Source organism: Bacillus sp. KNSH39, from assembly GCF_052656585.1.
This window is the reverse complement of the sequence record NZ_JBQXYO010000001.1, coordinates 4,728,035-4,739,982: the sequence shown is the minus strand read 5'-3', so window position 1 is coordinate 4,739,982 and position 11,948 is coordinate 4,728,035. Positions and strand designations below refer to the sequence as shown.

Genomic DNA, 11,948 nt, shown 5'->3' with positions numbered 1-11,948 from the left:
CCTCTTATCAAACATTTTATTTCCGAGCTTATATCACTAAGTACCATTTAAGGTTATAAATCAAGAGAAGGAATAAGCCACAGCTCCTTCGCTTTCTGAACAGCTTCCATCCGAGAAGAAACTTTTAATTTATGAAATATATCTGTCAATTTATACTCAATAGAACGCTGACTTAAATTCAAAATTCCAGCAAGCTCTTTATTTGTTTTCCCTTTACTCACTTCTATTAGAATTTGTTTTTCATCTTCATTTAATGAAACTCTATTCGAAACCTCTCCATGTTCGGTAGCTATATTCGAAATCGCTTCTTTTATTCTTAACTGCTTAACAAATTGCTGGGATAGAACCACTTCTTTTTTTACTGCATGACGAATCGAAGTAATTACTTGTTCCTCTGACGATGTTTTACTTAAAACCCCTAAAACTCCACTGTCTATAAGTAGATTATAGTGCGAAAGTACGTCAAATCCTGTAAAAATAAGAATCGATGCCTCTGAATGTATCTTTAATATTTTCTTAGATAACTCTAAACCGTTTATATTTGGCATTTGTAGATCAATTAAGTAAACATCATATTTTTGATTCTTAATTATTTTTTCTACTTCCATGCTATCATGTACTACATCTACATTCATCTCATCGTATTTTTCAATTAATGCCTTCGTCCCTAATCCTACTGCAACATGATCATCTACTACAAGTACTGAAATCATCTTCTCACCCCTTTAATATCATTACACACAACATCATCCCATCATCTGATGACTCATTGGAAACTAATTATCTTTTAATTTTATAATTATTTGCAAACCGAGATTAGGTTTAGATTCAACAGACATCTCTCCATTCAGACTTTGTATCCTAGTGATAATTCCAGATAAACCTAACGTGTTGTAAGAATGATTTACTTCATCTAACTTAACACCTATCCCATTATCTACATAAGTTAAATATAGGTGATCGTCTTTATGAAATAATCTTATCGTTACATTTGTCGCTTTTGAATGTTTCATTGCATTATTTAATAGTTCTTGTATAATTCGATAAATCGCTTGTTCATGTTCAATACTAGGCACAACAATTCTTTCAGGAATATCATAATAAAAGAAAAAGGTCGCTTTTAAATTAACTTGCTTAAATAAATTCAGTAGCGCTTGTTTTAAACCTAACTCATATAGAAATGGTGGCCTCAAATTATTACATGTTTCACGAATTGTATAAATATGATCTAACAGTTCTTCATGTATTTCATTAAGTATATCTTTCATTTCCTCATCTTTAACACGTTCATTATAACTCTCAAATTTTCTTGTTAAACGTATTTGATCTTGCAAAACTCCATCATGTATATCACTTGCAAGATTTGTTCGTTCTTTTTCCGATAGTTTGAACATAAGTCTCGCCAACCATTTTGGTGGGTGCTCTAAATTTTTTATCTCTTGTAATTGCCTTAATAGGTCTTCAATTTGATTAGAACACTCTAATAATAAATCTGTATAATTACATAATGTTTCAATCCAAACTATTTCATCTACATTTAAATTTTCTTTTCCATTATAATTACACAATAAAATAAGCATTTTTTCTGCTGAGGCAGATAAAACAAACCCAAAGTGTTTTTCTAACTGTACGGTGGAACCAACCTTGTAGGTGTCTAGTTGATGATTAAATAACGTTTCTATCGTCCGGTGCGGAACATATTCACTATCCAAAATACGGACAGACTTCTCAATTTTATTTATTTCTACGCAGCACGTCTCTTCAAGTTTTAAAATATCCGCTATCTCTCTTCGCATACTATAAATTAAATTTGATAGTTTATATTCATTTTTGGCTTGATGTAAAAATCGATGCAAACTGAATTGATAATTTTTTTGATGATGATATAAACTTTTCCTCAACTTAAAATCAATATAATCCTTAATATATAAAAAACAAATACAGATAATGATAGCAATAATTCTAAATTTTATCCACTCTAATAAACCTGCCTCACTCTCTTCAAATAGTACCATCGTTAATACGGCCAAAAATATGTTAATCCCTACAGATAAAATAATATAATGCGGTAGTCGCTGAACGATAAATCTAAAATCAAACAACTTCCCTGCAATTACTAAATAAAATAAGCACACTGGGATGAATAAAAAGAAAATCCCCGTTGTTTCACTGCTTATAAATTCTTCCCCATAATATAAATTTGGAATTAAATATAAACAAACAAATGGGGTTGCCGATACAAAAAAACTAATAATAATAATTTTTAAATATTTAATGTAACTACTATTTTTACTTTTCAAATAAAACCTTACTAAAAGGTATACTGTAAAACAAAATAATATAAAACTTAAAGTGACTGTAAACAAATTAGCCCATTCATTATGTTCTACATATACAAAAATACTCACTATAATAAGGAATACCGATATTGCATTTAAAACTTTTAATTGTTTTGGTATTAAAAACTTTATTTCATTATGCAAGAAATACAACATCATGAATCGAATAAAGAAAGTAAATGAACACACTAATGAAATTGAAGCCATAATAAAAGAGAATATATCTTCTCTTTCAACAGCCATAATGCTAATAAAATTTAATCCAAGAGAAATTAAAAAATATACTAGATTAGTGGTACTACGATTCATTTCAGGAACAAACATTAAAAGATATAACGCCATCAAAAAACATACTATATAAAATCCAACCGGAATGATAAAATGATAAAATAATTGTTTGCTATAAGGTGTATATTTTATCTCATATTCTTTTATTTGTCCGTCCCTATTTAATATGATTTTTTTTGCTTGTTCAATTGAATGATACGCTACAACTGTAAAATGTTGAGATGGTGATTCGCCATCTATTTTTTCTATAATATCTCCTATTTGGAAATCTCTTTTTCCCGCCCAACTATATTTTGATAAGTCATTTATAACATATTGGTTAGATTCATATTTTACAGATATACCTATCTCAGGATATTCTTTTATTAAATTAGCTAGATAACCACTAACTATAAGGGAAAATAATAGAATCAACAACTGCCACTTAGATTTCCACATTCTCGCTATCATTGCATAACTCCTTTTGCAAACACAACCATATACATTGCCCCCCCTAGGTATTATTAAAGGGAAATTTTTTTACTTTTCATTCTCAATAAAAATAGAATTATTTACCTTATACTTTCAACATTAAAAATAAATCCGCATTTTTTTCAAAGGTAAATAAATTATATATTGCCCTACCTAGGTATTCTTTTAAAATTTTTTTGATTTTCATTCCTCAATAAAGATAGAATTATTCACCTTATACTTTCAACATTAAAAATAAATCCGCATTTTTTTCAAAGGTAAATAAAATATACATTGCCCTCCCTAGATATTCTTAAAAGGAAAGTTTTTTTATTTTCATTCCTCAATAAAGATAGAATTATTTATCTTACACTCAAAAAATTAAAAATAGCTCTATATTTTTCAAAAGTAAATAGATTGCATACCCTTCTAAAAAATTAGAACCCCCCATAAAAATATATACTCACCATCATGAGATTAGGAAAAGATTATAACACAAAGTTTTAAAAAATATAAGCTACTTTCTCACCCTCTATAATATATTAATATAATATTACTTTCGTACTATCTGGGTGATGTGTTAAATAAAATTCATTATTCTTCTTATAAATCTCAATACCTTTTGTAAGTATCTTTACATTATTTATAAAAATAGTTGAATCATTTACCCAAATATTTTCAACCAATTGCGATCCTTGATAAAAGAAGTCATTTTCTATCATCATATGAAGTACATGTTTCGCTAATATTTCCGTTTTAAAACTATTTAAATCTATAAGGGTCTCCATCTATTCTAACCTCTTCCATTTATCTCTATTAATTGTCTCATTAGTAAATACATTATATGTAAAAAACACGATTGTTTCACCGAAATACTAATGCGCTCTTACGAAATAGATAGGCGATTACCGAAAGAGAATTCCCTCGATACACTTTTTATGCATTTAACTTTCCCGACTACTTTACTCTTTTATTGATCTTCAAATACGATGCACCGCAATATAAATACGCGCAAAAGAAAGCATAAAATACTTCCTATCGTATATATAGTTACATTCTGAGTTCCATAAGCACCAAAAAGACGCCCCCATAGGAGCGTCTTCCACTATTACGCTTGTTGTTGCGCGCTATATAATTCTTCAAGTGGCTTCATGATAATTTTGTTAACGTCACCGATTACAACGTTTAGACGTTGCTCAGTTTCCATTAATTTTGTAATTTTAGCATCTTGTTGAATGCGAGCTACAACTTCTTGTGCTTGTTGGTTATCTTCTTCAGTGATTTCTTGGCCTTGCATCATTTTTTGTTGTAGGCTAAGTTGCATTGTACGGAACTCATCGAATAAGTTCTTTGAAGCTGTGTCAGCTTGAACTGCTGCGTAGCTCTCTTTTAAAGTTTTGAAGTCTTCGTTTTCAGCGATTGCTTTTTGTAATTCATATGCAACATCATGAATGTTCTTTGTCATTTTATTTTTCCTCCTTTAGAAGGCTAGCGCTTTTCACTCGCACTGCCTTTTACGTGCATTTACATACGCACCTCTTCTTACCATATCAAACTATGCAAGAGATGTGAAGAAATTTCACTTTTATTTCTATGTACTCACCTTATTATCTAAGAAACAATAGTAACAATCCTTGTACGAGCCCGATCATTCCGCCTAATAACGCTCCTAAATACGTAATCATTTTCAATTCGTTTTTCGTAATAGACAGAACTAAGTCTTCTAATCTTTCTGTTGAGAATGTAGACACTTCTTGCTGGACAATTTCCGCAAGGTGTAGATTATTTAGTATACTCTCTACATTTTCTGTTCCCCACTTTAAGCCTTTCGCTACTGCACTTGGAACCACTTTTTCAATAATTGTTTCTCGAACTGGTTCACATACTTGCTGAACAGATTGATTTAAAAACTTACTCACTGTTTCCTCTACTTTAACTGCTGACAGCACGGAGCTTACAATCATTTCTTTCTCTACAAATGCTTCTAATTCTTTTACATCTCTTCCTTTTAACTTTTCCCACTCTTTTTGTAGTACGTCAGTTAAAAGCTGCTTTGTAGCATCTTGCCCTAAAAACTTAATAACTTCTGGCTGCACACGATCCACAACACTTACATTTCCTAAAAACATTCCGACTAAGTTAAGTAGCGTTCCGCGAGAAGCAAAGAAATCATCAATCATTTTTGAAAGACGTGCTTTCCCTTCTTCACTTTCAAAAAAGCTAATTCCTCGCTCTAAAATAAACGCCGAGACATTCGGAATCGCATTCTCTACTTTTTCATTTACAGAATGAGGTAAAGCCTGTTCCCATGTATATGTATAATACTCTGCTAAAAATGCATGAATTTTTTCTGTAATCACATGTTCGATTTTTCGAGTCGCTTCTTCTTCTACATGCGCTACATTCCATTTTTCTAACATATGTCGCAGTGATTGTTCATTCGTAATTACTTTATCCACTTCCACTTGCGCCCAGTGAATTAAACCTTTTTGAAACTCTTCATTTGTTAGCTTTTTTCCAATTCCTTCTGGTGTTAACAAATGTTCTACAACCATTTTTCCTAATTGAACAGCAAGTTCATCACGACGCTTCGGAATTAACCCTGGTGTAAATGGAACTTGAAACTTTCCGATATAAATAGGACGATGAGGACGAAATAACATTTTTATCGCTAAATGATTCGTGTATCCCCCAATAATTGCTCCGAGTCCTGTCGTCGTTAACATATTTAACCATATATTCATTACAATCAACCTTTCACTTCTCCAAAACTATAGCATATCATCATACGGACAAAAGTATAATGGTATAAAAACGTATTTGCAATATATAGCTTCGCCTATTATGCAAATAGTAGTAAAGGAGTGATTTCGTTGGTTCTCGGCCTTTTAACTTCTAAACTTCATTATGAGCAAACGTATTACACCGAAATCGCTAAACGCGCTCGGCTTTATCATAATGTCGTTGCCCAGTTTACGCCATTTTGTATTGATTCTAAAACAGACCTTGTTTCTGGTCTTATTTACGATACAGATACAGGAAAATGGAAAGAGCAAACATTCCCTATTCCTTCTTATATATATGATCGTTATTCTTTTCACGAGGAAACAGACTTTGAAAAAGCAAAATCAATTATTCACTCTTTGCACAACCGTCCTTCCACTACCTTTTTAAATAACACACTTATTAACTTAAGTGAACTACATGATTTATTTCTCACTAATAAAAAACTGTCTCCTTATATACCCAAATTTGAAGTGGCAACGATACAAAACATTTTCAAATTGTTGTTAAAATCTAAAGATATTATTATACGCCCCACTAATATACATTCTAAAGATAACTTATATCGAGTCGCTTACAAAAATAAAACGTTTCATATCGATACAGTAAATGAAAAATACCATACTTCTCTTTCAATCAAGCGGACAGATGAATTTATATCTTGGTGTAAATCTAACATACGTTCATCACGCTACATAGTGCATACCATGCTACAACCACCAAATCAATTAACATACCCACTCCACATTCGAACTATTTTGCAAAAAAACAAAGAACAAACTTGGAATGTTATAGGTCAATTTATACAAAAAAGTTCATTTCCTAATCAACTTTTACCCTCAGCAACAGACGATGATTCATTGCATTCATTTTCAAAAATTAAATACGTACTATCTAGTACAGGTGTGCAACTATTGCAAGACGCTTTACACGACATTATAAATGAAGTATTCCAAACACTAGATCAGTCTTATTCTTCATTATTCGAACTAGAACTTTCCACAATTATGGATCAAAAAGGCGCAATTTGGCTTATGTATGTCAACACGATTCCTCCTTACGAACAATACATTCGTCATAGTGATTCATTAGCTGAAAAGATATTTCACGGACCACTTAAATTCAGTCGCTTTACACCATAATGAAAGGAGGTAAACCTATTTTGAAAGAGCATATATATACATTAAATATTTCAGATGACCATCCAAATAGCATTACTTTACCTTACGTTTTTTCTATTACACCGCCTATTACATCTCTCTCCTTCGGCATACGTCATATTGCAAGTGAAGAGGTGAAAATTCATTATTCCTTTACTCGCGAAATTATTATCGGAAAGCATATTGCCGAAAAACTTTTACTGCCTCAATCAACTACTATTCATGCATTTACACAAAACCAAACAATTATTTTCGGACCATTAATCGGCATTTTTACAACTGGCTTTAATGATGATTCTTCTAACCCTTTAGGAAATCGTTCAATTGCTCTGAGTGAGTTGTTAACACCACCATTCTCATTACGACCGTTCGTATTCGTCTTTGGGGTTCAACATATACACTGGGAAGAAGAAACGATTGAAGGATATTTCTTTCAAGAGAAACAATGGATAAAGAAAAAAGTCCCTTTACCAAATGTCATTTACGATCGCTTACCGAATCGGCAAGCGGAAAATTATAAACCAATCGTCAGGGCAAAAAGAAAATTAGAACAAGACTACTGCATTCCATGGTTTAACCCAGGTTTTTTCAATAAATGGGAAGTTCATCAACTTCTTACGAAAGACGAATCAATTAAACCCTTATTACCAAATACAGAAGCATTTCAGCATTTTGAACAAGTAGAACGGTTTCTTGGCACGTATAAATCAGTGTACATGAAACCAATACACGGGAGCTTTGGTAGAAATATTCATCAAATATTTTATTCTCAAACAGAGAATTGCTACTACTGTCGTTATCGCGAAAATGAAGAAAATAAACTGAGAAAGTATCAATCATTAGAAACGCTTCTAAACCACGTATTAAAAGGACATGATTTAAAAAAGTTTATCGTACAGCAAGGTATTTCGTTACTTCGCTTCGATGGGCAACCTGTTGATTTCCGCATTCATACAAATAAAAACCATTTCGGTAATTGGATAGTTAGTGCAATCGTCGCCAAAATCGCCGGCAAAGGCAGTTTAACAACGCACGTAAATAGTGGCGGTGATACAAAATTATTACAAGAGCTTTTTCCAGATTCAACGAAACAAGTTCAAATTGAAAATAAATTAAAACATACTGCCTTACAAATAAGTTACGCGCTCGATGAACAAGTAACTGGAAATATTGGAGAAATCGGTTTTGATATCGGTTTAGACACAAAGGAAAATCCGTGGCTCTTTGAAGCCAACTCTAAACCTGGGCGAACTGTATTCCAAGATAAAAAATTAAAAGAGCAAAGTGAACTGACGCGCCAGTTATTTTACGAATATGCCGTCTACTTAACTGAACATTCTTTACGTGATACAAAAGAAAAAATGTCTCAAATAAAATCAGGGGCTTCATCAAACACCGAACATATCCCTTCTCCTATGATTCACTCACAAATACAAAAACAAAAACTTCCACCTAGATAATAAGGTGGAAGTTTTCTATTTACACAAGTTTTACTACAACCTCAGTTTCCACGTTACATACTCTGCAATAAAAAATATGATTGCAATATTCATTTGAATTATTATGCGTTAAACCATCTACTGCACTTAATAATTCTTGATCCATATAGGCACTATAATCGTCTATGTAATCTACAGACTTCCCATAATCTTGGAGTATACTTTGGCAATTTTGACAAGAATATGTTTGTGATTCTAATGCGTTACAAAGCGGGCAAATCCCCATCATGATTCCTCCATACGTTATCGTTTATAAGCCCCTCTTTTTTAGAGTGAAGAGAGCAACCTATCCAGACATAGGAGCGCCCACTCCATCCCTACTTAAAAATAGAACTATGAAGTTGCTACCGATTTCATTTTTATTTCAATAAATCATAAATAAGAAGCTAATAATTAGCCTACAAGTAGCAGGCTACAATGAAAAAATTATATTTAATATCACCCTTAGTTTGGCCTGTTTTCTTAAAAATACAACGATTACTCTTATTTCATAATTTACGAAATCAATACGTTTTTTTGACAAAATTTACAAATTATTATTTTGTATATCTTTCTAGGTAACATCCATACTATGAGTACAAACTTAATTACCGATGGATTAGCGCCAACCGGGGCGATAATCTGGTTCAACTCCAGCTAGTCCAACCAAAAAAACTTTTATAACTCTAAGGAGGATATATTCCTATGGCAAACCAAAATTCTTCAAATCAATTAGTAGTACCAGGTGCAACAGCTGCAATCGATCAAATGAAGTACGAAATCGCTCAAGAATTTGGTGTACAATTAGGAGCAGATTCTACGGCTCGCGCTAACGGTTCAGTTGGTGGAGAAATCACAAAACGTCTAGTTGCAATGGCTGAGCAAAGCCTTGGCGGATTCCACAAATAAATATATATGGCAAAAAGGTCTCAAGGCATATGCCTTGAGACCTTCCTTAATTTATTGCAACATTTGTAAAAACTTCTTCGTGCGTTCTTCTTTTGGATTTGTAAATACTTCTTCTGGTGTACCTTGTTCGACAACGACACCACCATCCATGAAAATAACACGGTTCGCAATTTGATGTGCAAAACGCATTTCGTGCGTTACAATAACCATCGTCATGCCCTCTTTAGCAAGTTCTTTCATTACTTTCAGAACTTCTTGAACGAGTTCAGGATCAAGCGCTGACGTCGGCTCATCAAATAGTAACACTTCCGGCTCCATCGCAAGTGCGCGCGCAATTCCAACGCGCTGTTGTTGTCCGCCTGATAATTGGAACGGATATAAATCCACTTTATCTGCTAAACCAACTTTTTCAAGGAAATAGTTTGCTTTTTTCTTCGCTTCTTCTTTCCCCATCTTTTTCACTGTAACGAGCCCTTCCATTACATTTTGAAGTGCTGTTAAATGCGGGAATAAATTATGGTGCTGGAATACCATACCTGTTTGCGTACGAAGATTAACAATATCTTTCTTCGTTACTTTTTGAGAGAAGTTAAGCTCTTTATTACCGATACGAATATTACCAGCGTTTGGCGTTTCTAATACATTGAGACAACGTAAGAATGTCGTTTTACCAGATCCAGACGGCCCAATAATAACAACAACCTCGCCCTTCTCAACTGTTAAATCTATATGCTTTAGTACGGTATTATCTCCGAAACTTTTTTGTAAGTGCTGAATTGAAATCATAAAAACAAAAACTCCTTTTGTAAAAGGATTATTTTAATGTATAGCGTTCTGAACGCTTTTCTAACATCTGTTGTACGATTGATAATAAGAAACAAATAACCCAGTAAATAAGACCTGCTTCAAAATAAACAATTAAAAACTCGTAGTTCATCGCCGCAATTTCCTGCGCTTTTCGGAACATTTCTGTTACTAAAATTAACGATGCTAATGAAGTATCCTTCACTAAGCTAATAAATGTATTTGAAAGCGGCGGGATTGATACGCGCGTTGCTTGTGGTAAAATAACACGTTTTAATGCTTGTGGATATGTCATCCCAATTGTATAAGCTGCTTCCCACTGCCCTTTCGGAATGGAAAGGATAGAAGCACGAATAATTTCAGATGCATATGCACCGACATTTAATGAAAATCCAACAACTGCTGCTGTATATGGCTCAACTTCAATATTAAGAGTTGGAAGACCATAGAAAATAATAAATAACTGTACAAGAAGTGGCGTTCCGCGAATGATAGATACATAGATACGAGCAATCCATTGTAAAATACGACTACCTGAAATACGTGCGAGCGCTGTTAACGTCGCAAGTATAAGACCGATAATAAATGTAATAAGCGTTAATGGAATTGTTGTAAAAACAGCTTCCTTCAGCATAGGCATGAAGGAAGTCTGCATAATATCTATCCAAGTAGACAATCGATCTGAAACTAATGCACTACTTAGATACATTTTCACCGAACCATTTTTTCGTTATTTTGTCATACGTACCGTCTTTTTTCATATCTTCTAACGCTTTATCTACTTCTTGTACAAGCTTATCGCTACCTTTACGGAATAAGAATCCACTTTGTGAAGCTTCTTTTTCTGTATCTACAATTTTAATTTTTGCATCTTTTTTCGTTTCTAAATAATTTAATACTGATAACTTATCATTAATTGTAAAATCAACGCGTCCTGAAGCTAATAATTCTGCCGCTTGGCTAAATCCTTCTACACCTTCGATTTCTGCACCGTTTTTCTTAGCAATATCTGCATAGTTACTCGTTAAAGATTGCGCTCCTTTTAACCCTTTTACATCAGCAAATGTAGCAGGCTTATCTTTATCTTTTGCGATAACTAATGCCGCTGAAGATGAAATGTATGGTTTAGAGAAATCGTATTTCTTTTGACGATCTTCACGAATACCAACTTCGTTTGCAACCATATCGAAACGTTTTGCATCTAGGCCAGCAAGTAAGCTATCCCATTGTGTTTCTTTAAATACAGGTTTTACACCTAAACGTTTTGCAACTTCTTCTGCTAATTCAACATCGAATCCAGTTAATTTATTGCTTGAATCGTGGAACGTAAATGGTGGATATGTACCTTCTGTACCAATTACAAGTTCACCGCTTTGTTTAATCTTTTGTAACGCGTCTTGACTAGCTGTATCTTTTTTCTCTTCTTTACCGCAGCCGGCTACAATCCCGATCGCTAATGTAGTTACTGCAAGCACTGAAAATAATTTCTTCATGATAGTAATCCTCCAAGTATTCTGATAGGAATTTAAAAACTATATTGATTGTATGCAATCTTGAACAATTTTTCAATGAAAATGTTCTTATTTAGTTTATCCTTTTTCTTCATAATCAAACAAAAGGGAAAAATAACGCTACATACAAAAAATAAGTAACATTTTTTAATATAGCATTTATGGAGAAAAAGGTAAAACAATACTTCTTATTTAACTGTCGTAATTCGCTAAAGAGTCGACATG

The 11,948-nt window shown here is 33.0% G+C and carries 12 protein-coding genes; 3 read left to right on the top strand and 9 right to left on the bottom strand.

Annotated elements, in window-relative coordinates; translation table 11 throughout:
- Positions 1-53: 53 nt before the first annotated feature.
- The 5 genes from ACUL40_RS24235 to ACUL40_RS24215 all read right to left on the bottom strand — a co-directional run bounded on the left by ACUL40_RS24235 (position 54) and on the right by ACUL40_RS24215 (position 5,821).
- Positions 54-713, bottom strand: coding sequence for a response regulator transcription factor (locus tag ACUL40_RS24235; RefSeq protein ID WP_063220065.1), 660 nt, complete (start codon positions 711-713; stop codon positions 54-56).
- Positions 714-776: 63 nt separating this feature from the next.
- On the bottom strand, positions 777-3,077 hold the full coding sequence (locus ACUL40_RS24230; RefSeq protein WP_445422747.1) for an ATP-binding protein: 2,301 nt from the start codon (positions 3,075-3,077) through the stop codon (positions 777-779).
- Positions 3,078-3,619: 542 nt separating this feature from the next.
- Positions 3,620-3,865: a hypothetical protein gene (locus ACUL40_RS24225; RefSeq protein WP_063220063.1), complete on the bottom strand. Its 246-nt coding sequence runs from the start codon at positions 3,863-3,865 to the stop codon at positions 3,620-3,622.
- Positions 3,866-4,185: 320 nt separating this feature from the next.
- Positions 4,186-4,542 carry a YlbF/YmcA family competence regulator gene (locus ACUL40_RS24220; RefSeq protein ID WP_000164614.1) on the bottom strand — a complete coding sequence of 119 codons (357 nt, stop codon included), beginning with the start codon at positions 4,540-4,542 and terminating at the stop codon, positions 4,186-4,188.
- A 142-nt stretch (positions 4,543-4,684) separates the two neighbouring features.
- Complete coding sequence (locus ACUL40_RS24215; protein WP_002195186.1) at positions 4,685-5,821, bottom strand: DUF445 domain-containing protein; 1,137 nt, start codon at positions 5,819-5,821, stop codon at positions 4,685-4,687.
- Positions 5,822-5,950: 129 nt separating this feature from the next.
- Between ACUL40_RS24215 and ACUL40_RS24210 the strand changes: the two genes are divergently transcribed.
- The gene (locus ACUL40_RS24210; protein ID WP_000242825.1) at positions 5,951-7,003 is read left to right on the top strand and encodes a YheC/YheD family endospore coat-associated protein; all 1,053 of its coding nucleotides are present in this window, start codon (positions 5,951-5,953) and stop codon (positions 7,001-7,003) included.
- A gap of 20 nt (positions 7,004-7,023) precedes the next feature.
- On the top strand, positions 7,024-8,481 hold the full coding sequence (locus tag ACUL40_RS24205; protein ID WP_000658062.1) for a YheC/YheD family endospore coat-associated protein: 1,458 nt from the start codon (positions 7,024-7,026) through the stop codon (positions 8,479-8,481).
- 19 nt (positions 8,482-8,500) lie between these two features.
- Here the strand turns inward: ACUL40_RS24205 and ACUL40_RS24200 are convergent, their stop codons facing one another.
- Positions 8,501-8,746, bottom strand: coding sequence for a hypothetical protein (locus ACUL40_RS24200; RefSeq protein ID WP_000510476.1), 246 nt, complete (start codon positions 8,744-8,746; stop codon positions 8,501-8,503).
- A gap of 458 nt (positions 8,747-9,204) precedes the next feature.
- Between ACUL40_RS24200 and sasP the strand changes: the two genes are divergently transcribed.
- The gene (gene sasP, locus ACUL40_RS24195; RefSeq protein ID WP_000013338.1) at positions 9,205-9,408 is read left to right on the top strand and encodes a small acid-soluble spore protein, SasP family; all 204 of its coding nucleotides are present in this window, start codon (positions 9,205-9,207) and stop codon (positions 9,406-9,408) included.
- A gap of 51 nt (positions 9,409-9,459) precedes the next feature.
- Here sasP and ACUL40_RS24190 read toward each other — a convergent pair whose 3' ends face one another.
- The 3 genes from ACUL40_RS24190 to ACUL40_RS24180 are packed head-to-tail and all read right to left on the bottom strand — an operon-like array spanning position 9,460 to position 11,705.
- The gene (locus ACUL40_RS24190; RefSeq protein WP_000623610.1) at positions 9,460-10,194 is read right to left on the bottom strand and encodes an amino acid ABC transporter ATP-binding protein; all 735 of its coding nucleotides are present in this window, start codon (positions 10,192-10,194) and stop codon (positions 9,460-9,462) included.
- 28 nt (positions 10,195-10,222) lie between these two features.
- Positions 10,223-10,921, bottom strand: coding sequence for an amino acid ABC transporter permease (locus ACUL40_RS24185; RefSeq protein ID WP_000281501.1), 699 nt, complete (start codon positions 10,919-10,921; stop codon positions 10,223-10,225).
- Positions 10,908-11,705 carry an amino acid ABC transporter substrate-binding protein gene (locus tag ACUL40_RS24180; protein WP_000732840.1) on the bottom strand — a complete coding sequence of 266 codons (798 nt, stop codon included), beginning with the start codon at positions 11,703-11,705 and terminating at the stop codon, positions 10,908-10,910. The genes ACUL40_RS24185 and ACUL40_RS24180 overlap by 14 nt, the downstream gene beginning before the upstream one ends.
- Between the last annotated feature and the right edge of the window lie 243 nt (positions 11,706-11,948).